General features: G+C 36.5%; 20 protein-coding genes, 4 tRNA genes, 1 pseudogene and 1 riboswitch. Of the genes and pseudogenes, 18 read left to right on the top strand and 7 right to left on the bottom strand.

What is annotated here, in order from left to right:
* The first annotated feature begins 1 nt into the window (after position 1).
* The 12 genes from NSU17_RS06615 (at position 2) to glmM (ending at position 8,961) form a co-directional block, all read left to right on the top strand.
* Positions 2-1,249, top strand: coding sequence for an ABC transporter substrate-binding protein (locus tag NSU17_RS06615; RefSeq protein WP_340704636.1), 1,248 nt, complete (start codon positions 2-4; stop codon positions 1,247-1,249).
* A 78-nt stretch (positions 1,250-1,327) separates the two neighbouring features.
* Entirely contained in the window at positions 1,328-2,107 is a 780-nt protein-coding gene (locus tag NSU17_RS06610) for an ABC transporter ATP-binding protein (RefSeq protein WP_340704635.1), read from the top strand.
* Positions 2,108-2,256: 149 nt separating this feature from the next.
* Positions 2,257-2,328 (top strand) — tRNA-Glu (locus NSU17_RS06605).
* 18 nt (positions 2,329-2,346) lie between these two features.
* Positions 2,347-2,422 (top strand) — tRNA-Val (locus tag NSU17_RS06600).
* A gap of 22 nt (positions 2,423-2,444) precedes the next feature.
* Positions 2,445-2,529 (top strand) — tRNA-Tyr (locus NSU17_RS06595).
* A gap of 5 nt (positions 2,530-2,534) precedes the next feature.
* A tRNA-Gln gene (locus NSU17_RS06590) sits at positions 2,535-2,609 on the top strand.
* Between the two features lie 309 nt (positions 2,610-2,918).
* Complete coding sequence (gene rocF, locus NSU17_RS06585; RefSeq protein WP_016839642.1) at positions 2,919-3,824, top strand: arginase; 906 nt, start codon at positions 2,919-2,921, stop codon at positions 3,822-3,824.
* A gap of 142 nt (positions 3,825-3,966) precedes the next feature.
* Complete coding sequence (gene sigW / locus NSU17_RS06580) at positions 3,967-4,530, top strand: RNA polymerase sigma factor SigW (RefSeq protein ID WP_340704634.1); 564 nt, start codon at positions 3,967-3,969, stop codon at positions 4,528-4,530.
* 12 nt (positions 4,531-4,542) lie between these two features.
* Complete coding sequence (locus NSU17_RS06575) at positions 4,543-5,163, top strand: anti-sigma factor family protein (protein WP_016839644.1); 621 nt, start codon at positions 4,543-4,545, stop codon at positions 5,161-5,163.
* A 474-nt stretch (positions 5,164-5,637) separates the two neighbouring features.
* Complete coding sequence (gene cdaA, locus NSU17_RS06570) at positions 5,638-6,474, top strand: diadenylate cyclase CdaA (protein ID WP_016839588.1); 837 nt, start codon at positions 5,638-5,640, stop codon at positions 6,472-6,474.
* A complete protein-coding gene (locus NSU17_RS06565) occupies positions 6,467-7,501 on the top strand; it encodes a CdaR family protein (protein ID WP_340704633.1) in 1,035 nt (344 codons plus the stop codon). Before cdaA ends, NSU17_RS06565 begins: the two co-directional genes overlap by 8 nt.
* A gap of 107 nt (positions 7,502-7,608) precedes the next feature.
* Positions 7,609-8,961 (top strand): phosphoglucosamine mutase, encoded by a 1,353-nt coding sequence (gene glmM, locus NSU17_RS06560; protein WP_339287662.1) that lies wholly within the window; start codon positions 7,609-7,611, stop codon positions 8,959-8,961.
* On the opposite strand, the gene NSU17_RS06555 is transcribed toward glmM, so the two are convergent.
* Positions 8,951-9,199: a hypothetical protein gene (locus tag NSU17_RS06555; protein ID WP_340704632.1), complete on the bottom strand. Its 249-nt coding sequence runs from the start codon at positions 9,197-9,199 to the stop codon at positions 8,951-8,953. The two genes, glmM and NSU17_RS06555, sit on opposite strands and share 11 nt — an antisense overlap.
* A 168-nt stretch (positions 9,200-9,367) precedes the next feature.
* On the opposite strand from NSU17_RS06555, the gene NSU17_RS06550 reads away from it, so the two are divergent.
* The 3 genes and pseudogenes from NSU17_RS06550 to NSU17_RS06540 all read left to right on the top strand — a co-directional run.
* On the top strand, positions 9,368-9,898 hold the full coding sequence (locus NSU17_RS06550) for a type 1 glutamine amidotransferase domain-containing protein (protein WP_340704631.1): 531 nt from the start codon (positions 9,368-9,370) through the stop codon (positions 9,896-9,898).
* A 638-nt stretch (positions 9,899-10,536) separates the two neighbouring features.
* Complete coding sequence (gene glmS, locus NSU17_RS06545) at positions 10,537-12,339, top strand: glutamine--fructose-6-phosphate transaminase (isomerizing) (RefSeq protein ID WP_340704630.1); 1,803 nt, start codon at positions 10,537-10,539, stop codon at positions 12,337-12,339.
* A 206-nt stretch (positions 12,340-12,545) separates the two neighbouring features.
* Positions 12,546-12,743: pseudogene (locus NSU17_RS06540) on the top strand (Lrp/AsnC family transcriptional regulator); the annotation flags it as partial.
* Positions 12,744-13,013: 270 nt separating this feature from the next.
* On the opposite strand, the gene NSU17_RS06535 reads toward NSU17_RS06540, so the two are convergent.
* Genes NSU17_RS06535 through NSU17_RS06510 form a run of 6 tightly spaced genes read right to left on the bottom strand, consistent with a single transcriptional unit; the run spans position 13,014 to position 18,814 of the window.
* Entirely contained in the window at positions 13,014-13,778 is a 765-nt protein-coding gene (locus NSU17_RS06535; RefSeq protein WP_340704629.1) for an SDR family oxidoreductase, read from the bottom strand.
* Positions 13,775-14,776 carry an ABC transporter substrate-binding protein gene (locus NSU17_RS06530; protein ID WP_340704628.1) on the bottom strand — a complete coding sequence of 334 codons (1,002 nt, stop codon included), beginning with the start codon at positions 14,774-14,776 and terminating at the stop codon, positions 13,775-13,777. The genes NSU17_RS06535 and NSU17_RS06530 overlap by 4 nt, the downstream gene beginning before the upstream one ends.
* 5 nt (positions 14,777-14,781) lie before the next feature.
* Complete coding sequence (locus NSU17_RS06525; protein WP_340704627.1) at positions 14,782-15,531, bottom strand: ABC transporter permease; 750 nt, start codon at positions 15,529-15,531, stop codon at positions 14,782-14,784.
* Positions 15,528-16,277, bottom strand: coding sequence for an ABC transporter ATP-binding protein (locus NSU17_RS06520; RefSeq protein ID WP_168412081.1), 750 nt, complete (start codon positions 16,275-16,277; stop codon positions 15,528-15,530). The genes NSU17_RS06525 and NSU17_RS06520 overlap by 4 nt, the downstream gene beginning before the upstream one ends.
* A gap of 12 nt (positions 16,278-16,289) precedes the next feature.
* Positions 16,290-17,729 carry an acyl-CoA reductase gene (locus NSU17_RS06515; protein WP_340704626.1) on the bottom strand — a complete coding sequence of 480 codons (1,440 nt, stop codon included), beginning with the start codon at positions 17,727-17,729 and terminating at the stop codon, positions 16,290-16,292.
* Entirely contained in the window at positions 17,726-18,814 is a 1,089-nt protein-coding gene (locus NSU17_RS06510; RefSeq protein ID WP_340704625.1) for a LuxE/PaaK family acyltransferase, read from the bottom strand. The genes NSU17_RS06515 and NSU17_RS06510 overlap by 4 nt, the downstream gene beginning before the upstream one ends.
* Before the next feature lie 51 nt (positions 18,815-18,865).
* A riboswitch (TPP riboswitch) is annotated at positions 18,866-18,977 on the bottom strand.
* 173 nt (positions 18,978-19,150) lie between these two features.
* Between NSU17_RS06510 and NSU17_RS06505 the strand changes: the two genes are divergently transcribed.
* The 3 genes from NSU17_RS06505 (at position 19,151) to erm (ending at position 21,624) form a co-directional block, all read left to right on the top strand.
* Entirely contained in the window at positions 19,151-19,603 is a 453-nt protein-coding gene (locus NSU17_RS06505; RefSeq protein WP_096550137.1) for a MarR family winged helix-turn-helix transcriptional regulator, read from the top strand.
* A 20-nt stretch (positions 19,604-19,623) separates the two neighbouring features.
* A complete protein-coding gene (locus NSU17_RS06500) occupies positions 19,624-20,145 on the top strand; it encodes a GNAT family N-acetyltransferase (RefSeq protein WP_340704624.1) in 522 nt (173 codons plus the stop codon).
* Between the two features lie 618 nt (positions 20,146-20,763).
* The gene (erm, locus tag NSU17_RS06495) at positions 20,764-21,624 is read left to right on the top strand and encodes a 23S ribosomal RNA methyltransferase Erm (protein ID WP_096550139.1); all 861 of its coding nucleotides are present in this window, start codon (positions 20,764-20,766) and stop codon (positions 21,622-21,624) included.
* The last annotated feature ends 592 nt before the right edge of the window (positions 21,625-22,216 follow it).

Genomic DNA, 22,216 nt, shown 5'->3' with positions numbered 1-22,216 from the left:
TTTGAAAAGCAAACAACTTTTGGGGATTATGCTAGGGGTGTTGCTCATCATCCTTTCAGCTTGTGGAGGTGGAGACTCAGCAAATCCAAGCACTTCAAACGATGGTAGTTCATCGAATTCGAGCGATAGTGGAGGCAAACGCACAGTCGTTGTTGGAGGTTTGTATGATATCACAGGTGGTACTGGAGATGTAGGAACACCATATGCGGAAGGAGAAAAAGCATATTTTGAGTATCTAGAAATGAAAGGCGGAGTGGAAGGACTTGACCTAAAATTAATCGGTAAAGATTACGCCTACCAAATTCCAGAAGCTCAAAAAATTTATCAAGAATTGCGTGATAAGGAAAAGGCTGTTGCTATTTTAGGTTGGGGTACAGGTGACACGGAAGCTTTAAGACAGCAAGTAGCTACAGACCAATTACCATTTATTTCAGCTTCTTACTCTGAAAACTTGAAAAATATTAATGAAAGTCCATACAATTTCTTAACAGCTGCTTCCTATTCAGATCAAGGACGAGCAATTCTTAAATGGATTGTTGAAAACCATGAAGGAGACGATGCTCCAACTTTAGCATTGCTTTACAATGACACAGCATTTGGGCGTTCACCAATTGAAGATATTAAAGAATATGCAAAAGAAGTTGGAGTGGAAGTAGTTGATGAACAAGTTATTGATGTTCAAGCAACAGAAGCTCAATCCCAATTGTTAAATATGGAAAAGAAAAATCCAGATTATGCTATTATTCAACAAACTTGGGGAGCTACATCTACAATTTTACGTGATGCAAAAACATTAGGCGTTGATACGCAATTTATCGGATTAAACTGGGCAGCAGGTGAAGGAATTATTGATATTGCAGGTGCAGATGTTGCAGAAGGATATATAGGTATCCTTTCCCATGCATTCCCTTATGAAGATATGCCTGGTATGGCGGAGATTAAAGAATATTTAGATGCAAAAGGTAAGACAGTTGATGATATTAATCAAAAATTTGTACAAGGATGGATTGCAGCAAAAATTATGGTTGAAGCAATTAAAATCGCTGCAGAAAAATATCCTGAAGGCGATTTAACAGGACCACAAATTCGCGAAGGTCTTGAATCCATTCAAAACTTAGATTTAGGCGGTTTAGCTGCAAATGTATCCTTTGCTCCAGATAATCATGCTGGTACAGAAATGACTCGACTTGGTATTGTGAAAAACGGAAAATGGGAGCCAATTACTGATTACTTCAGCTACAAAGATTGAAAAAATCAAAATTAATGAAAGGGACAACATTCTATTGTCCCTTTTTCTCTTTAACGATTGATGGAAGGAGATAAAAAAATGCTTCGTGTGAGTAATTTAGAAGCGGTTTATCAAAAAATGATTCTAGCATTGCGAGGAATTTCGCTTAATGTTAAAGAAGGGCAAATAGTTGCACTGCTTGGCAGTAATGGTGCGGGGAAATCAACAACTTTAAAAGCTATTTCAGGTCTATTGGCTGCAGAAGACGGACATATTACGGAAGGAACAATTGAATTTCAAGGAGAAATCATAAACAATATTTCTCCCGATCAGTTGGTGAAAAAGGGAATCTTTTTGTGTATGGAAGGTCGTAGAATATTTAAAGATTTAACGGTGGAAGAAAATTTATATGCAGGAGCATATACAAGAAAAGATCGCTCTTCAATTAAAAGTGACATTGAAAAGATTTATGAATACTTCCCAAAATTAAAAATGCTTGAACATCGAAAAGCAGGTTACTTATCTGGTGGAGAACAACAAATGTTGGCCATTGGCAGAGGACTTATGGCAAAACCAAAATTATTACTGCTTGATGAACCATCATTGGGCATTGCCCCATTGCTTGTAAAGGAAATTTTTGAGAATATAAGAAAGATTAACGAAGAAGAAGGTTTGACGATATTAGTCGTCGAACAGAATGCTAACATCGCCCTTTCTATAGCACATTATGGATATATTATCGAAAATGGTAGGGTTGTAATGAAAGGTGAAGCATCGGCATTATTAGATGATAAAAATATTAGTGAACATTATTTAGGCACTGGAAAAGATATAAAAGAAGGTAGAAGCAATCGACGCCGACAAAGAATTGTTTGGTAAGAAGTATTTACAATTATAGAATTGGCTACCTTAAAGGTATTAGCATACTTTTAAGGTAGATATAAATTTTTTTGAAAAAAATTTAATTTTTCTATTGCATAGTTCAGTAATACATGATATTATAATTCTTGTCTTGTTAAGGAGACAATGGCCCGTTGGTCAAGTGGTTAAGACACCGCCCTTTCACGGCGGTAACACGGGTTCGAATCCCGTACGGGTCATTATTTTTTATTAATTTAGGAGGATTAGCTCAGCTGGGAGAGCACCTGCCTTACAAGCAGGGGGTCGGCGGTTCGATCCCGTCATCCTCCACCATATATTGTTTGGATATACATTTGGAGGGGTAGCGAAGTGGCTAAACGCGACGGACTGTAAATCCGTTCCCTTTGGGTTCGGCGGTTCGAATCCGCCCCCCTCCACCATTTATTGGGGTATAGCCAAGCGGTAAGGCACCGGATTTTGATTCCGTCATGCCCAGGTTCGAATCCTGGTACCCCAGCCACTAAAATAATATTGCTTAAGATTGTATATTACCCTTCAATAAAGTGTTAATCGAATAAATAATTTTAACTAGTCAATCCTTTACTCAATGAGTAAAGGATTTTTTTATTGTATAAAGGTCAAGAGTACACGAAAAACTATAATTTAATTCCATGCTTACAAGTTTAATGGAAAAACGTATTTTTGAAATACATTCTATATGAAGAATCGCTATATTCTGCGTTTTTTTATGTATATTTATACAATTTTTTGTCAAGTTGAGTCAAACCATCATTCTCTTATAGAATTAAATTTATCAGGGGGTGTTTTTATGGAAAGAAAAAAAATATCAATTATAGGAGTTCCGTCAGATTATGGTCAACAACGTAGAGGGGTAGATATGGGGCCAAGCGCGATGAGATACGCTGGCGCAATTGAAAGATTAGAAAGATTAGGATATGAAGTGATTGATGAAGGAAATGTATCAGTTCATAAAACGAAAAAAAGTGAGATTAGCGATAAGAAATTGTTAAATTTAGAAGAAGTTCTAGAGGTTAGTGAAAAATTAGCGGACAAAGTGGATGAAGTTATTCAGCAAGGAAGATTTCCTGTAATTCTTGGAGGAGACCATAGTATCTCTATCGGTTCCATTGCTGGAATAAGAAAACATTATAACAATTTAGGTGTTATTTGGTTTGATGCTCATACAGACATCAATACTTCAGAAACAACTCCTTCCGGAAATATTCATGGTATGCCTTTAGCGGTAAACCTTGGACTTGGTGATGAACGATTAATTAATATCGCAAAAAATGCACCAACGATTAAATATGAAAATGTTGTCATTATAGGCGCTCGTTCGATTGATGAGGGAGAAAGAGCTTTAATTAAAGAAAAGGGGATTAAAATTTTTACAATGCATGAAATCGATCGAGTGGGTATGACAAAAGTAATAGAAGAAACAGTGGCATATTTAAGAGAGCGGGAAGTTGATGGGGTGCATATTTCCATTGATTTAGATGCTTTGGACCCTATCTATACACCTGGAGTAGGAACGCCAGTACCTGGAGGAATTACTTATCGAGAAAGCCACTTAGCAATGGAAATGTTGGAAGAGGCCAAAATTATTACTTCATGTGAATTTGTGGAAGTAAATCCAATTCTTGATGAGCGCAATAAAACTGCTGATACTGCGGTAGCATTAATGGGGTCGTTGCTAGGCGAAAAATTAGTGTAAAATGCACTATTTATTTGATAAATTTGGTATTTTATACTTTATTAGGGTCAGAATTCTTTTTTTGTATTTCAACTAAAAATTGAAACTTTGTGAAGAATTCATTCGTATATTACGTTAAGCCAAAAAAGGTGGAGAGAAACACATGGATGCGTTAGTGAACAAAAGAATAAAGCAAGTGCTAAAAGGTGATCAAAACGCATTTTCAGATATTGTGAGCCTCTACCAGCACAAGCTATACCAAATTTGTTATCGAATGCTTGGAAATAAGCAAGAGGCGGAAGATATTGCTCAAGAAGCTTTTGTTCGGGCGTATATTAATTTACATACGTTCGATCAAAATAGGAAATTTTCAACTTGGCTTTATCGCATAGCAACGAACCTATGTATAGATCGAATTCGTAAGAAAAAACCAGATTACTATTTAGATGCTGAGGTAGATGGTACTGATGGATTAAATATGTATTCACATATTGCAACTGAAGAAGATCTACCTGAAGATGTAGCTCTCCAAATGGAATTTCAAGAACGCATCCAATATGAAATTAGCAGATTACCTGAGAAATATCGTACGGTGATAGTACTAAAATATATTGAAGAATGTTCTCTTCAAGAAATAAGTGAAATACTTGACTTGCCTTTGGGAACGGTGAAAACTAGAATTCATAGAGGCCGTGAAGCGTTAAGAAAGCAGCTTAACAAATTGTAGGAGGGGAATTGCATGAGTACGTGTCCACAACACATTATTGACTATATGCACGAGTATTTAGATGGCGACATTAGCCGTGAACACGAACAAGTGCTAAAACAGCATTTGAAGACATGTACGGAATGTCAACAACATATGCATCAACTGAGTGACACGATTGCATTTATTAAAAGTGCAGCGCATATTACAGCACCTCCACATTTTGAGGAAAAGGTAATGAAGCGTCTGCCTAGACCGAAAAGTCGAGTAGGCGTGCAAAAATGGCTTAGAAGACATCCATTTTTAGTAGCGGCCGCAATGTTTGTTTTATTTATGAGTGCAACGTTATTTGGAAGTTTTAATGATGATAAATTTTCAGTAACGAAACAACCAAACTTAATCGTTGAAGGGCAAACGGTCATTGTTCCTGAAGGTGAAGTCGTAAAAGGTGATATTGTTGTAAAAAACGGAGATATTGTAGTTGAAGGAGAAGTAGATGGCAATATAATCGTCATTAATGGGGAATATATGGCATCTACGGCAGTTGTATCGGGACAGATTCAAGAAATTGATCAAGTGTTTGAATGGATATGGTATGAGATTAAACGAATGGCATCGGACTTTGTGACACTGTTTGAAAAAGATGAAGAATAAAATAGGAATTGGATTGTTCAGCAGCAAGTAGATGTAACAGAAATTAAATGTGTTTTTAAAGAACTGTAATCTTACATGTGGCGTGGACATATAGACAGTTTCTATGCATGCATTCTTCAGGAAAGTAATGTCTGAAAAGTGGCAAAGAAGCATTTCTAGTATGTTCTTCTTTTGAAACAATAATGATTTAAACAAAAAATTATCATCCGAAAATGGATGATAATTTTTTGTTATTAATCAAAATCGATATTTTTAGACAAGAAAAGAAAAAAAGAAACAATTGATATAAAAGTTTCGTCAATACTATAAAAGCTTTATGGATTTGATTATGATATACTTGTTGATAGTATAATTGGGAATTTTTTAAATTTATAAAAATGGAATTTTTTATATACTATTTTTATAAAAAATGCATAAACTATATCGCATGTGTTTTTTTGTTATTGATTTGGTGAATTAAGTGGGGGATGCCACATGAATATAATTGAGCAATTTACTGACTTTACTCCTGTAAATATTATTTTTAGTTTATTGGACGTCATACTTGTTTGGTACGTTATATATAAAATTTTAACCCTTATAAAAGGGACGAAAGCCGTTCAGTTATTAAAAGGTTTATTCGTCATTATCATTGCAAGAATTGCAACTGAAATCTTTGGTTTGGATACATTAGGCTGGATGCTCCAAGAAGTAATTGATTGGGGATTTTTAGCGATTATTATTATTTTCACACCTGAAATTCGAAGAGCCCTTGAACAAATTGGACGCGGTAGGTTATTTCAACGTCCAGTAAATCAATTGGAAGATGAACAAGCGCGTCTTATTGAAGCAATGAAAAAAGCTGTAAGTTATATGGCGAAAAGACGAATTGGTGCACTCATTTCCATTGAAAAAGAAACAGGCTTAAACGAATATATCGAAACAGGTATTCGACTTGATGCCCATATTACGTCAGAATTGATTATTAATACTTTTATTCCAAATACCCCACTTCATGATGGAGCAGTAATTGTACAAAAAGATCGAATAGCAGCAGCGGCATGTTATTTACCATTATCAGAAAGCACATTGATATCAAAAGAACTTGGTACAAGGCATCGAGCTGCTCTTGGGTTAAGTGAAGTTACAGATGCTATCGTAGTTGTTGTATCGGAAGAAACAGGTGCAGTTAGTATTGCAGTGAATGGCAATCTACATAGAAATCTCACATTAGAAAATTTCGAATCTTTACTTAGAACATTATGGTTTGGGCCAGAAATGGAACTAGACGCATCCTCTAAGTGGACTTGGAGGGGGAAAAAACATGGATAAATTTTTTGATAATATATGGGTGTTGAGAGCAACAGCCTTCATATTAGCGTTTCTTCTCTTCTTTTACGTGAAAGCGGAATTAACTGGTGGTGGAAAAGAATCTACATCGAATAATCATGTAGATATTATTACGGATGTTCCTTTAGAGGTCTATTATGATTCCGAAAATTTAATTGTTACTGGGTTGCCAGAAACTGTAGATGTAACAATTGAAGGCCCAATGCAAATTGTGTTAAAAACAAAATTCCAAAAAGATTTTAAAGTATTTGTTGACTTAAATTCATTGTTAATTGGTGAACATAGAGTTACAATACAGCATGAAAATTTTTCTGATAAACTGAATGTGACAATTGACCCAGAGGTAGTGGATGTTGTTATTGAAGAAAAAGTAACTCAAGAGTTTAGGGTAGATCCTGAAATCAATAACCGATTGTTTGCGGAAGGTTATGTGTTAAAATCGATGATGGCTGAGCCGAGTAAAGTGATTGTAACAGGTGCCAAGAGCATAATTGAAAACATAAGTTATGTAAAAGCAACAGTTTCAGCACCGGAAGGAATTAAGGAATCTTTTACCCAAGAAGCGAATGTCAAAGTATTAGATAGTAATTTAAATAAACTAGATGTATCTATTCAACCAGAAACGGTTAATGTGGCTGTTGAAGTGGAGGAATATAGCAGAGATATTCCAATCACACTCAGGCAAATAGGAACACCACAACAAGGTGTAGTAATTAATGAACTAAATACAGATACAAAGACGATTGAATTGTTTGGTCCAAAATCTATTATTGACTCCCTAAAGTCTTTAGTCGTAGAATTTGACGTATCGAAGGTTGACCGCTCAGGAAATTATGAAGTGGACCTAAACTTGCCGAAGGGAGCTACTAAATTAGGAACTGATAAAATTATTGTACGCGCTAATGTTACAAAAACACCAACTCAACCAGATTCAGTTGATGAAGAAACCGTTGAAAACCAAAATATGGATGAGCCAAATGGTGTTGATGAGGAAATAAAAAGCGAATAAAATCTTGAATTTCAAAATAAAAAACTACTCAAATAACATAAATAGCTTGTTTTGATTCCATGAATTATTCAAATATGGAATGTCAAGTGTTGAAGGAGAGAATAGTTATGGGAAAATATTTTGGAACAGACGGCGTACGAGGAGTCGCAAATACAGAGCTCTCCCCGGAACTTGCATTTAAATTAGGTCGTGTAGGGGGATACATTTTAACCAAAAATGCTAATGAAAGACCAAAAGTCATCATTGGTCGAGATACAAGAATTTCTGGTCATATGTTAGAAGGAGCGTTAGTTGCTGGGTTGCTTTCTATTGGAGTTGAAGTCATGAGATTAGGTGTCATTAGCACACCGGGTGTTGCTTATCTAACTCGAGTAATGAATGCAGATGCAGGAATTATGATTTCAGCTTCACATAATCCAGTTCAAGATAACGGAATTAAATTTTTCGGTCCAGATGGTTATAAATTAACAGATGAACAAGAAGAAGAGATTGAAAAATTACTAGATGCTGAGGTAGATACACTGCCGAGACCAATTGGGGAAGATTTAGGCACAGTCAGCGATTATTTTGAAGGTGGTCAGAAATACATCTCCTATCTAAAACAAACGGTTGATGAAGATTTTGAAGGTATTCACGTTGCGATTGACTGTGCGAACGGAGCTACTTCTTCATTAGCAACGCATTTATTTGCAGATTTAGAGGCAGATATTTCAACAATGGGTGCTTCTCCGGATGGATTAAATATTAATGATGGAGTAGGTTCTACACACCCTGAAAAGCTGGCAGAATTCGTTGTGGAAAGAGAAGCGGATGTTGGGCTAGCCTTTGACGGCGATGGAGATCGATTGATTGCAGTCGATGAAAAAGGGAATATTGTCGATGGCGATCAAATCATGTTTATCATCGGGAAATATTTAAATAGTAAAGGGCTTTTAAAGAAAAATACAATCGTTTCGACTGTGATGAGCAACATGGGATTCTATAAAGCATTAGAAGAAAATGGAATGACTAGTATACAAACGCCTGTTGGTGACCGCTATGTCGTTGAAGAAATGCGTAAAAATGGTTACAACCTAGGTGGCGAACAATCTGGCCACATCGTATTCCTTGATTACAACACTACTGGCGATGGTATGCTAACAGCTATCCAATTAGTAAATATTATGAAATTAACAGGTAAGCGTTTATCTGAACTAGCATCAGAAATGAAAGTATTCCCGCAACGTTTAGTTAACGTACGTGTTACAGATAAAAATAAAGTGAAGGACAATCCAAAAGTGCAAGAAGCAATTAAAGAAGTGGAAGATGTACTTGGAAACAATGGTCGAGTACTAGTTCGTCCTTCTGGAACAGAACCATTAGTTCGAGTAATGGTGGAAGCACCAACGGATGAAGAATGTGAAAGCTATGTAAATCGCATTGCAGAAGTTGTAAAAAAAGAAATGGGTATTACTGAATAACATAAACAGTGCTGTGAGTAATGTCAAAATACATTGACTTTACACACAGCTTTTTTATTATGTCTGGATAAAAGAATCCATAAGTTTCTATGTTATCGGGAGTCATATCTGCACAAGCTAAAGTTGCATCCACACAAGTTACGGAAACATCAGCACGAGCAGGAATTACATCCACACAAGCTGTGGAATCATCCGCACAAATTGATAATTTATCTACACAAGCTAGTACCCTAACCACACAAGTGAAGAGGTTATCTGCACAAGTGGGCCATCATTCATATCCATACGAGTTTAAACTACATTTGTGAAATATCCCCGCAAGCTGTTTTTCATCCATCTTTTTGATTATTTACAGAAGGAATCGGCAATAGTAATAAATGTGAAATATGAAAGGGAGTGTGAAATGATGGCAAAAATCGCGACATTAATTACAGATTTATTTGAGGATGTAGAATTTACAAGTCCGAAAGAAGCGTTGGAAGCTGCTGGTCATACAGTTGTGACGATTGATAAAGTAGGTAACAAAACCGTTAGAGGCAAAAAGGGAGAAGCAAAAGTCGACATTGATTATGGAATTGAAGATGTAGATCCAGATGACTTTGATGCTTTATTCATACCAGGAGGATTTTCACCGGATTTGTTGCGTGATGATGATCGAGTAGTGGCATTTGTTAAATCATTTATGAAAGCGAATAAGCTTGTATTTGCCATTTGTCACGGGCCTCAACTTTTAATTTCGGCAAGAGAATTAAAAGGACGTGACGTGACAGGATATAAGTCGATTCGAGTCGATTTAGAAAATGCCGGTGCAAAATTCCATGACGAGCCAGTTGTTGTATGTGGCAATCAGTTAGTGACAAGCAGAACACCAGATGATTTACCTGAATTTAACCGAGAAATTGTAAATTTATTAAAGGAGAAAGAGTTTCAGAAATAAAATAACATTCATTGCCTTTGATACCCCTTATAATAAAAATAAATTCTATGAATTTGCTTGCCCAAGCTAGGAATTTTCCTACCTTGGGCAAATTTGTTTGGAATAGTGTAACTCTTGATATCTAAAAATAATAAGTAACATTAGTAAATCATTGACGTATAGATACATATTCTGTATGATGAGAATGCTTAATTTTTTATAAATATAATTTCCAGTTTTTAGAAAAATTAAGCGAGCGCGGTAAAGGAGGTTAGTTTCGCGCTATATAAATGCGATGGAAAACAATGAAAGCGCCAGGACTAAGGAAATCGGACGGCAATCAATCCTTAGTTGACGAGGTGGAGGTTTATCGAAATATTCGGCGGATGCCTCCCGATCGCATTGCCCGGTCGTAATTTCGTTCTTAAAACATAAAAGCAATTTTATGGACAAAGGAACGAAAAGGCAAAGCAATAAAAAATAAATCGCGATATCAAACCTACAATTCTTTTTTTGGACATATTGAACTGGACAGAGTTCAAATTCAAAAAAAGAGCAAAAAAGTAGGTTTAGTTTTCTGTTGCCTTTTTCAGGTAACAAAATTCTACAATTTTTTGGAAAATTGATAGTATGGTATTGCTTATGACGGAGGTATATAAATGTGTGGAATAGTTGGATATAACGGATATTTAGATGCAAAGGAAATCTTATTAAAAGGACTAGAAAAGCTCGAATACCGCGGCTATGATTCAGCAGGTATAGCCATTCAAAATCAAGAAGGAATTACAGTTTTCAAAGAAAAAGGAAGAATTGCTGACTTACGCAAAATTGTAGACGACAAAATGAAAGGAAACATCGGCATTGGTCATACACGTTGGGCAACACACGGTGAGCCTAATAAAATCAATGCGCATCCACATCAAAGTCTTTCTGGCCGATTTACGATTGTACACAACGGAGTCATTGAAAACTATCACCTACTACAAAAAGAATATTTAAAAGATGCTCCAATGCAATCAGATACAGATACAGAGGTAATTGTCCAGCTTGTAGAATTGTTCTCTAATGAAGGTTCATCAACTGAAGAAGCGTTTCGTAAGACCCTATCTTTATTGCATGGCTCCTATGCGATTGCTTTACTTGATATGGAAAATACTGAAACCATCTTTGTTGCTAAAAACAAATCACCATTGCTTGTCGGTGTAGGTGAAGGATTTAATGTAGTTGCATCGGATGCAATGGCGATGTTGCAAGTGACAAATCAATTTATTGAATTACATGATAAAGAAGTTGTATTGGTTTCGAAGGATAAAGTTGAAATTTCTACAATAGATGGACGTCAAATTGAACGGAAACCGTATACAGTGGAGCTAGATGCTAGCGACATCGAAAAAGGAACATATCCTCATTACATGTTAAAAGAAATGGATGAGCAGCCTGGTGTCGTTCGAAAAATCATTCAAGAATATAGTAATAATGCTGGAGAATTAACAATTGATGAAGCAATATTATCTGCTTTACGCAATGCGGATCGAATTTATATCATTGCGGCAGGAACGAGCTACCATGCAGGACTTGTAGGAAAACAATACTTTGAAAAGCTTGCTGGAATTCCGGTGGAGGTTCATATTTCTAGTGAGTTCGGCTATAATATGCCATTACTATCTGAAAAACCACTCTTTATATTTATTTCTCAATCTGGTGAAACAGCGGATAGCAGACAGGTGCTTGTAAAAGTAAAAGAATTAGGCTATCCTACGTTAACCATTACAAATGTTGCGGGTTCAACGCTTTCCCGTGAAGCGGATTACACGCTATTACTACACGCTGGTCCCGAAATTGCTGTTGCTTCAACAAAAGCATATGTGGCACAATTAGCCGTTCTAGCAATTGCTGCTTATGTTACGGGTAAAAACAAAGGAAACATCATGAACTTCGATTTAAAAACAGAGCTTGCCTTTGCTGCAAATGCAATTCAAACCATTGTGGATTCTAAAGAAGAACTGCATAACATCTCAAATGAATATTTAAATCATACTCGTAATGCGTTTTTCATTGGTCGAAATATCGATTATTATGTAAGTTTAGAAGGCGCACTTAAATTAAAGGAAATATCGTATATTCAAGCGGAAGGTTTTGCTGGTGGGGAGTTAAAGCATGGAACGATTGCATTAATTGAAAATGGAACACCTGTCTTTGCTCTCGTTACACAAGAGCCAGTGGCATTAAATATCCGCGGTAACGTGAAAGAAGTAGTGGCACGTGGTGCTAATGCATGCGTTATTTCAATGGAAGGTTTAAATGAAGACGAAGACCGACTTGTCATTCCGAAAGTGTATGCTCTTCTTACGCCGCTTGTTGCTGTAGTGCCGTTGCAGTTCATTAGTTACTATGCTGCTTTAGATCGTGGATGCGATGTTGACAAACCGCGAAATTTGGCGAAGTCTGTAACAGTGGAATAAAATGGCTTTGTCCTTTGCATGTTGTTGGCGAGTAATAAATTCATGAACTAAAGAAAATTTTAAGACCTATCCAAACATAAGAAGGATAGGTCTTATTGTTTAATAGAGAGTGGGATAATAATAGACTACTTCCTCAATCCTTCTGTTTCATTAACATAAAGGATATCTAAAATGTAAGTCTGTTCATCATTTAACTCACGCATAACGCTCGTATTCAATGGAAAGATCTCGGAGAATTGATTCATATGTCTGGTCAAGCAATAGGAAATAGAATTAAAAAATTAGAAGATAGTGGAGTCATTCAGTCATATTCTTTGATGGTAGATGAATCAAAATTAGGTCTTACTTATACAGCGTTTATTATAATTTCCATGATTTCAAATAAATCTTTCCTAAGTGAATAAAGTTATCGAAGTCGTTTCTACTTCTGTTAGAAAGCAGGCAACCATATATAATTGATGGGAATTCTGATAAATGAAATAGTAGTTGTATTATGGAATATTGAAACCCGATCCCTCTTATTAACGACAGAAATTCAGGAGGTAGCATGGAAACAAACTTTATTTAAACTCTTATTTGTACTGCAATACAAATAGGAGTTTTTTTATTTATATAATTTGTCTTAAAAATAAATAGCGATTGCTGCAGCATAAAATACTGCGAGCAATCCCTTACTACATTACAAACCCGCCGTCGACATAAAGAGTTTGTCCAGTCATAAAGCGGCTCCAGTCAGAGGCTAAAAACAGAACAGGACCAGCAATATCTTCTGGAGTGGCAATTCGCTTTAACGGCGTTTGAGCGATAATCAGCTCCTTTAGATTTTCCTTTGTTGTTCGGCTCGCATCTGTTGGATAAACTAGACCAGGGGCGACGCAATTGACGCGGATGCCAAAGGAGCCGACTTCGACAGCCAAATTTCTACTATACCCCATAAGTGCGGTCTTGGCAGTATTGTATTCATGATACGGGACGATGGGGCGTTCAACTAAGTTTGTAATGATATTAATAATACTGCCCTGGCTTTGTTTTTTCATGATGGGGATGACTGCTTGGCAAATATAATGGGCTGAGCGTACTGCTCCATCAATTTGCCCCTGATAGTCTTCCCATTGCACTTCCCAAGCTAACTTGCGAGTTTCAGGATTAAACTGAAAAGATTTAAAGGCATTGTTAACGACTACATCCATTTTGCCTGCTTCTAACATAATCTCCTCAATCATTTGATTCACAGCCTCTTCAGATGTAACATCTCCTTGAATGGCATAACCGTCACCACCAAGCTGTATGCATTCAGCTGCCACTTTATCAGCAAGCATTTTATTCTGCAAATAATTGACAATGACAAAAGCCCCTTCCTTTGCAAAAGCACGAGCAATTGCTGCACCAATGCCGCGGCTTGCTCCGGTAACTAGGACAACTTTCCCCTCAAAGTTCATTGCTCTACCTCCAAAAATTCCTCAGTCACGACTTGAGACATGTCCAATTGATTATTCACTAAACCTAACTGTTGATATGTTTCTGCTCCCTTTTGTAATACATCGGCATCAATAGCACCTAATCCTTTTATCTCCGTATCTTCTGAAACTGAAGAAGCATTACGTAGCTTAATTATCTCTAAATTGATGTTTTCATCTTTTCCATCAATAGCAAATTCTTTCGCAAGTTTTGCAGCTTCTTCCGGATTTTCAAGCATCCATTGGGCACTTTCTCTGTATGCGGCAACGAAACGCTTCAACTCCTCTTTTTTCTCTTCGAACGTTTTTTCTGTCACAACAAAGACATCACTTGGTACATTTAGATAATCTTTCACTTCAATTATATTTACATCGCCTAATCCTTTTTGTTTTGCAAGGTATAATCCGGTATCCGTTGCTGCAGTTGCATCCACTTGACCCTGTATTAGTGGGGCAAAATTTGATATGCCTGTTTCCACAATCTTGACATCATCCTCCGTCAAACCAACTTGGTGGAGAAGGATTAATAAGTTTTGTCGCGTTCCACTTGTTAGGCTGTAAACACCAATTGTTTTTCCTTTCAAATCTTCTGGCTTTTCAATACCGCTTTCTTTTAACGCCACAATATTGAACACGTTCTGTGGATAAATATTATAAATAACTTTTAATTTTTCTCCTTTGTCTAAAGCAAAGTAAAGAGATCCAGGGTCAGTAAAGGCAATATCTGCTTGACCGGAAAGAATATTTTTAATAGCATCTCCACCACCAGCACCGGGAATCACCTTTAAATCAATGCCTTTTTCTTTGAAAAATCCTTTTTCATCATCGACTAATAGGTTGACGGATTCTGTAATAGGCTGGCTCCAGAGTGCAACTGTCAGCTGTGCAAATGATTCTTTTTCATTCGAGCCTTCCTCTTTTGAACCGCATGCTGTTAGAAGTAATAAAAGAAATGCGATGATTATATGTTTCAACTTCATATCTTTCATATCTCCTTCTTCAATCTTTTCATCCACATTTTTTCAAGCCAAGATACAGTTAAGTAAAGAATCATACCGAAAATTGTTAATAAAATTAATGTGGCAAACATAAGGGCGGTATCCATCATTGCTTGGGTTGCGATAATAAGCGCCCCTAGTCCTTCACTGCCGCCGATAAATTCTCCGACAACCGCCCCCACAATTGCAAGGACAACCGAAACACGAAGTCCAGCTAAAATGCCCAGCATACCAGAAGGAATTTTTAAGTGAATTAATGTTTGTAGCCGTGTTGCACCAAGCATTTTAAATAGTTCCTGCTTTTGTATATCGCTTAACTGAATAGCTGTTACTGTATTTTCAAGCAATGGGAAAAAGCATACAAGCGCAGTAATAACAACTTTGGACGTCATGCCGAAGCCAAACCAAAGAATAAATAACGGAGCCAATGCCAGCTTGGGAACTGCTTGACTCGCTATAATATAAGGAAAGAGAAGCTTACGTAAAAAGGCCACTTCTCCCATTAGAACTCCTACCGTAAATCCAGCTACACCACCAAAAAAGAGACCAAGAATTACCTCAGCGGCAGTCCGCTGAATATGCTGTGTAAAATAGCCGCTTAAAAGTCCATCAACAAGGGTGAGTACTATTACAGAAGGAGCTGGTAATACAAGTTCGGAATAGGACTTGGATGATACTTCCCAAATAACTAGTAAAAAAATGAATAATAAGAATGAATAAACGGATGTTTTTTTCATAAGCGTTCACCATTCATCACTTGACGTAACGTGAAACATAGTTCGTTAAAATAAGGCTCATATCTCATTTCCATTCTACGTGGGCGTTCAAGCATGATTGGGGTTTGATAGACAATTTCTCCATGTGCCATGACAGCAACTCTATCGGATAAATATACAGCTTCCGCAATATCATGGGTAATAAAGAGCACAGTAATATTATGCATATAGCACATTCTTAAAAGATCATCTTGCAGTTCTTCTCTTGTAATGGCATCTAATGCTGCAAAAGGCTCGTCCAAAAATAATAAAGAAGGCTTTTGCATTAAGGCTCGTGCAAGAGCGACCCGGCTTTGTTGTCCACCGGAAAGCTGTAAAGGGTAACAATCTCGATAAGAGGCTAACCCAACAAGCTCTAAGTATTCCATTGCCTGCTCCATATCCTCACTTCTGATTTTCCGTTTCAATTTAATAGGGAGAAGCACATTTTCAATAACTGTTTTCCATTCCAATAGAGTTGGAGTTTGAAAGACAAAACTACAATTAGGTAAAGGTTTGATTACTTCCTTTCCTTGCAGGCGAATGCTTCCATTCTCAGATGAAAGCAGGCCAGCAGCAAGCTTTAATAAGGTCGTTTTTCCGCAGCCACTTTTTCCAAGCAGACAATGAAACTCTCCTTTATTGATTTCCCAGCTAATCCCACGTAAAATTTGATTTTTTCCTTGTTCGTAACTGTACGTTACATCCTCCATTACCAAAAAACTCATATTAAAAACCTCCTAATCAACATAAGGAGCAAATTGTTCACTATCCACTATTGCCGATGATTCGATGTCTACCATTTGAATTAAATCCATTAGATTGAAGCGTCCATCATGATGCCAACCTGCTTCAGGGGAAGTCATTTTTCCTAGTGCTGTGATTCGTGTTACGCCAACGTTAGCCAACAACTCTGCCCAGTGGAAAAGTTCTTTAGGGGTTGCGGCCATACCAATCGTTTGAAGAAATGAGCGGTATGGCTTGATGTATGGCAGAATGTCTTCTAATTTTTCAAAAGAAATAACCCGAATAACTCGATTCAACGGGCTTGCCGTAAAAACTTTTTCCTCTTCTTCAAAAACAACCGTCCATTGATGTGTGGAAGTTCCAAGCACTTCTTTTCCTGTTTCTGTAAAAGTGCTCATTTCTTCCTTTTGCCGCCATGAAGCAAGGGCAACTGATTCTTCCATGGAAAGCTTACGCCTTGGATAACGCTTTTCGAAGTTTTCTAGCTCCCCCGCAATCAAGCGGGCAAATTCCACTGGCGATACTTTTCCGCCTTTTTGCACATAAAATAAGTGCGGTGAGTAACAACCTTGCTGATCGTAACGAATGACATCAAGTGCGGCTTGATGAGCAATTCGCCATGCTTTGTGCGCATCTAAGGCAGATTTTGAAATGATGCCAAAGCTTACTTTATGACCAAAAGGTAAAAAGCGAGTAGTAATGGGAACTTGTTTTTTTAAAGCTTGCAGCGTTTCGTTGTTACCGTATCCGATAACGAGATTCGACTTTTCAAATATCATCTTCTCTCGCTTTTCATCGCCGCCTTTCCACCACACAACCGCAAAGCAATTGGCAAGACTCGGCTCGATCTCTGCTAAGGCTTTTGCAAACCAGCCGGCAAAAAGAGGTTCAGAACTTGAAACTTTTCCGATATTTCCTGCTTTTACTAGCAGACCAGATACGAAACTCCAAATAGGCAGTGCTGGAACATTCCCTGCCCATACATGGGTAATGAGTTCTGGTCCAATTGCTTTTGAAAAACCACCTTTTGCGCGCGGCTGAAAATGATCTAATAATAATGGATTTCCTAAATCTTCTACTAGGAAACGCTGGAGTTCGTGCTTGCGAAATGTTTTTAAAAAAGATGTAAGACCAAGGCGAATTACCTCCTCATCATAGCCGGTGACAATCGGAAGCAACTTTTCCGCCTGCTGTCGATAAGATGAACTGCGGTCCAAAAATTGTTCCGTTACATAACCGATGATGTCCACTACTGTTGATACCGACAGTGATTTTAAGATTTCCGCACTTTCTCTTTTCACTGTGTCAACGACTTTCTGTAATTGCTCAAGTGTAAGGAGAGGCAGTTCCACTTCTAAATCCTGAAACTTCAGGATTTTCTTATCAAATTTCGTTTCTCCGATATTTGGAATATATCCAGCTGTTATTCTCATTGTGCTGTTCCTTTCGCCAATTGAATAAACTCTTCTACCGCTAGCGAGCATCCCCTTACCTCGGCACCTTGAACTCTACCGAACAGATAAAATCCTTCATCAACCGCCATTCCTACATCCTCAGTAGCAACCGCCATTACGGAATTAAAGTTCGCTAAATCATAATGAACTAAAACACCACGTTCTCCTTCTGGAACCTCTTCACCTGTTAACGGATTGATGACTCTCGTACGAATCCAACTAGGTCCAGTTTTTATAGATGGAACGACCTCATTGCCATCATCATAAAATTGCGTGCTTAGCTCTGTTATGCCGTACATATTAATACAATTGCTTCTATCTACACCGAAATATCTTTCAAGCAACTGATAAAATTCATTTAAATCTAATTCCTTTGATTTATTTTTATAACCACCAGTATCAAGAATTTTGCTTCCCTTCGGCAGATTAAACGTTTTTCCTAAACGCTCCAATTCCTCAAACAAATGAACAAAACTGAAACTTGCTCCGAGCAAAGCAAATGGTTCTCCTGTTTTTTCGGCATGTTCCAACTCACTGATGATTTTTTGAATATGTACGCCGTTCTCTTTTAATAAATAGCAGCTGTCCTCTGTGCCAAACTCTTTCATGACAAGAGCTAAATAATGGGCTAAGGATGAGTGCGGCATTTTCTCTTCAGTTGGAAACAAAATTCCCATGCGGATGCGATTTGTTTCTTTCATAAACCGTTCTTTAAAGTTGATAATCATGGAAAGTTCTCTGATTTCGAGAGTGGAATGAAAGTGTTTGCCTTGTTTTCCTTGGGTTGTTCCGCTTGTCATAAAGACTCTAACCGCTGCCTCTGGATCTGAACATGTCAATGGAACCTCTTTAAAGGCACTCATCGGCACATAAGGAATGTCTCGCCAATTTTTCACAAGCCGCGGTGTCTTTCCTTTTTGACGGCAAAATGTTTGAAAGGGAAGATTATGTTTGTATTGATAATTAAAAATACGTAAAGCTAAGTTATTAAACTCTTCTTCTGAAGCTTGATTCTTTTTTATAAATTGAGAAAGTTCCTCTATGATTTCTCGATGCTGCGTCATCGGTTTTCACCCTTTCCAAAATAAAATGCACCCTGCCTAAGCAAAGTGCATAATTCGACTTACTACACTCCCTGCGCTGGCATTATCCAAATCAGGTTCAAACGGTCAACGACGGATTAGTCGTACTCTCAGCCTGCTTCCGCAAGCCCCCGGTTAATATATTCAGTTTCAATATAAAGTCTACTTATTCTTGTGAAAGATTGCAAATTTTTTTGAATTTTCATCCTAAGATTATGTAGATATTCAATTGGTTTTATTTTTTATTGTAAATGCAACAAAAGTTGAGTATAATGAACTAAAAATATTGCATTTACAACAAAATGAGAGGGGTTCATTATGAAAGAAGTTCTTCGTGAAATCGGGATGATAGCACGAGCACTAGATTCAATCAGTAATATCGAGTTTAAAGAATATGACTTAACAAAAGGTCAGTATTTGTACCTTGTACGAATATGTGAGAACCCGGGAATTATTCAAGAAAAGTTGGCTGAAATGATCAAAGTGGATCGGACAACTGCATCACGCGCCATAAAAAAACTAGAAATGAACGGATTTGTTGAAAAGCGAGAGGATCCACAAAATAAAAAAATTAAGAAACTCTATGCGACCGAGAAAGGCAATAATGTTTATCCGTTTTTAATAAGAGAACATGATCATTCTAACGCTGTAGCTTTACAAGGATTATCTGAAGCAGAAGTGGAAACATTATTCAATCTTTTAGAGCGGGTAAGAAAAAATGTTGAAAAAGATTGGGAATACGTTAAGAAGGGAAACAAACGAAATTATTGATATGAGGAGAGATGTTCACTATGACAATTAAAATAAAAACATGTACCCTTGAAGATTTGCACACATTACAAGAAGTGGGCATTGAAACGTTTTATTACACATTTAAAGATCAAAATTCGCCTGAAAATATGAAAGTATATTTAGAAAAGGCATTTAATCTAAAACAATTAGAGAAAGAGCTATCCAATATTCATTCACAATTTTTCTTTGTCTATTACCAAAATGAATTGGCTGGCTACTTAAAAGTCAATAGTGATGATGCTCAGACGGAAAAAATGGGCGATGAATTCCTTGAAATTGAAAGAATTTATATTCGAGAGAAATTTCAGAAGCATGGACTTGGAAAAGCCTTGCTAAATAAAACAATGGAAGTTGCAAAAGAATGGAATAAAAAGAAAATTTGGCTTGGGGTTTGGGAAAAGAACGAAAATGCAATTGGTTTTTATAAGAAAATGGGATTTGTTCAAAAAGGATTTCACTCCTTTTATATGGGGGATGAAGAACAAACGGACTTGATCATGATTAAAACATTGGAAGATTGATTAGCATGTATATACTGAAATATTGGCATATAAATTTCATTTCTTATGATTCTATATTTCATGATTCAGTTAATAAACTTTCGCATTCGTCAAACAAATCATATTTATCATTAGGTTCGAACACATAGACTGTCCCCAATAGTTCCATTTGACAATTTGATTCAGGACCAATATACTGTTTTTGTATTCATCATTAAAGGAGGATTATTAAAAAAGTGACACACTCAATGAGACTACGTTTCCCAACTTTGAACTAATGAATTGAATATGTTCAAAGGCTCTGCTTGTGAACGGCAGAGTAAATGGGAGTAGTCTGTCCTTTTTTAATAATCTTCATTTTTCATTTTTGAACCACATTTTTGTAATATCACTATTTATGGTTGATATTAATTAATGGGTTAATAACGTCATTTCCGAAGGCAGATTATTTCTGCCTTTTTTCTATTATTAAGGAATTTCACTTTCTTTCGATAGATTTGTACTACACCTAAGTACAAGTCCTTTTTTGATGCCTATCTTGTCAATATGTTATTCCAAACGAATGAGGGCGGATCTTCTTCCATTTGCTCTAAATCGCAAGCAGATGCTTGTGATTTTTTTAGAAAGGAAGAAGAATTAATGACTAAAAATCGTAAACATCGAAGAAGTGAACCACCCAATTTTTTAGGACAACATTTAATGCATAATAAGAAATTAATAAATGAAATAGTAGAAATTGCAAATGTAACTCGACATGATTTAGTTTTAGAGTTTGGTGCTGGAAAAGGTGCATTGACGTCGGTGTTAAGTAAAAAAGCAAGGGGGATACTGGCTATAGAATATGAAGGAAAATTTGTAAGTTTATTAAAAGAGAAATTTGCTGAAACCGGTAATGTTAAAATCATTCATCACGATATATTACAAATTCAATTGCCGAAAGAACCTTTTATCGTTGTTTCGAATATTCCCTATTCGATTACGACGCCCATTATGAAGATGTTATTGAATCATCCGATAAGTGGATTTCAGAGAGGAGCAATAGTAATGGAAAAGGGAGCGGCAAAAAGATTCACCTCTCAATTTGTGAAGGATCCATATATCATTGCTTGGAGAATGTGGTTTGATATTCGATACGTAAAAGAAATTTCTAAGAAAAACTTTTCTCCCCAACCAAAAGTAGATTCGGCACTGATTACGATAAAAAGAAAAGTAAATCCAAAAGTTCCTTATAAAGATTATTTCATTTTTTGGGGATTCGCAGACTATGTATTGCAAAACCCGCAGATGCCAATTGACTTTGCATTAAGGGGCATTTTTACAGCACAGCAAATCAAAAGGGTTAAAAGAAGTTTGGGCATAAAAAGTGAAACGCCAGTTGGCATCCTATCAATAGAGCAATGGGGTATGTTGTTTGAAACGATGGTAAAATATGTTCCAAAACACAGATGGCCTAAATTAGACAAGCGGAAATTAATCAAATGGAAAAATTCTAAACGATAAATGAAGGAATATAAACATTATAATTGAAGGTAATCTAATTACTTTACCTCATACTAAACAATAAAATCTGAATAACAAGATGTATTTAGAATGGAAATTGAAGCAGATGCTAGGATAAAATCCTCCTAAATAGAAAAATAGCCCATGAAGTTTTGCACATTGCAAAATTTCATGGGTTTATATTTTTTTAGGTTTTAAAAAACTTTCAGGATATCCATTACATTCATCATGTACAAAAGTAAAAGAAGGATTCTCCTTTTTTATTATATTTAAGCCAGTTAAGTATCAACTTCTTTTCTATTAATTAAATGGAAGAATTTAATAACATTAACAGAATATTTGATACAAGCCAGAACGGAGAAAAGAGGGAAGTAAATATTAAATTTTATAGTCTTAACCTTGCTACATCTCCAATAGTATCTTCAAAGAAACTAAACCACATTAAAGTGCCTACTTATCACTTTCATACTTCATTGGCATAATGGATTTCGTTGAACAAAACAATTTAATGGAGGGATTTAAAACAAAACTTGCAACAAAAGATTATCGAATCGGGTCCTTGGGAACGACATGGTGAACTTGTTTTTGGCAG

The sequence above is a fragment of the Ureibacillus sp. FSL K6-2830 genome, from assembly GCF_038004145.1.
Taxonomy (GTDB): domain Bacteria; phylum Bacillota; class Bacilli; order Bacillales_A; family Planococcaceae; genus Ureibacillus; species Ureibacillus thermosphaericus.
Note: the sequence above shows the minus strand (reverse complement) of the source record. Positions and strands in the feature narration are given on the sequence as shown.

What these genes read in the sequence shown, in the direction of transcription:
- NSU17_RS06610 (WP_340704635.1), top strand. Translation starts at nt 1,328, where the DNA reads ATGCTTCGTGTGAGTAATTTAGAAGCGGTTTATCAAAAAATGATTCTA.
- rocF (WP_016839642.1), top strand. Translation starts at nt 2,919, where the DNA reads ATGGAAAGAAAAAAAATATCAATTATAGGAGTTCCGTCAGATTATGGT.
- sigW (WP_340704634.1), top strand. Translation starts at nt 3,967, where the DNA reads ATGGATGCGTTAGTGAACAAAAGAATAAAGCAAGTGCTAAAAGGTGAT.
- NSU17_RS06575 (WP_016839644.1), top strand. Translation starts at nt 4,543, where the DNA reads ATGAGTACGTGTCCACAACACATTATTGACTATATGCACGAGTATTTA.
- cdaA (WP_016839588.1), top strand. Translation starts at nt 5,638, where the DNA reads ATGAATATAATTGAGCAATTTACTGACTTTACTCCTGTAAATATTATT.
- NSU17_RS06565 (WP_340704633.1), top strand. Translation starts at nt 6,467, where the DNA reads ATGGATAAATTTTTTGATAATATATGGGTGTTGAGAGCAACAGCCTTC.
- glmM (WP_339287662.1), top strand. Translation starts at nt 7,609, where the DNA reads ATGGGAAAATATTTTGGAACAGACGGCGTACGAGGAGTCGCAAATACA.
- NSU17_RS06550 (WP_340704631.1), top strand. Translation starts at nt 9,368, where the DNA reads ATGGCAAAAATCGCGACATTAATTACAGATTTATTTGAGGATGTAGAA.
- glmS (WP_340704630.1), top strand. Translation starts at nt 10,537, where the DNA reads ATGTGTGGAATAGTTGGATATAACGGATATTTAGATGCAAAGGAAATC.
- NSU17_RS06535 (WP_340704629.1), bottom strand. Translation starts at nt 13,778, where the DNA reads ATGAACTTTGAGGGGAAAGTTGTCCTAGTTACCGGAGCAAGCCGCGGC.
- NSU17_RS06530 (WP_340704628.1), bottom strand. Translation starts at nt 14,776, where the DNA reads ATGAAGTTGAAACATATAATCATCGCATTTCTTTTATTACTTCTAACA.
- NSU17_RS06525 (WP_340704627.1), bottom strand. Translation starts at nt 15,531, where the DNA reads ATGAAAAAAACATCCGTTTATTCATTCTTATTATTCATTTTTTTACTA.
- NSU17_RS06520 (WP_168412081.1), bottom strand. Translation starts at nt 16,277, where the DNA reads ATGAGTTTTTTGGTAATGGAGGATGTAACGTACAGTTACGAACAAGGA.
- NSU17_RS06515 (WP_340704626.1), bottom strand. Translation starts at nt 17,729, where the DNA reads ATGAGAATAACAGCTGGATATATTCCAAATATCGGAGAAACGAAATTT.
- NSU17_RS06510 (WP_340704625.1), bottom strand. Translation starts at nt 18,814, where the DNA reads ATGACGCAGCATCGAGAAATCATAGAGGAACTTTCTCAATTTATAAAA.
- NSU17_RS06505 (WP_096550137.1), top strand. Translation starts at nt 19,151, where the DNA reads ATGAAAGAAGTTCTTCGTGAAATCGGGATGATAGCACGAGCACTAGAT.
- NSU17_RS06500 (WP_340704624.1), top strand. Translation starts at nt 19,624, where the DNA reads ATGACAATTAAAATAAAAACATGTACCCTTGAAGATTTGCACACATTA.
- erm (WP_096550139.1), top strand. Translation starts at nt 20,764, where the DNA reads ATGACTAAAAATCGTAAACATCGAAGAAGTGAACCACCCAATTTTTTA.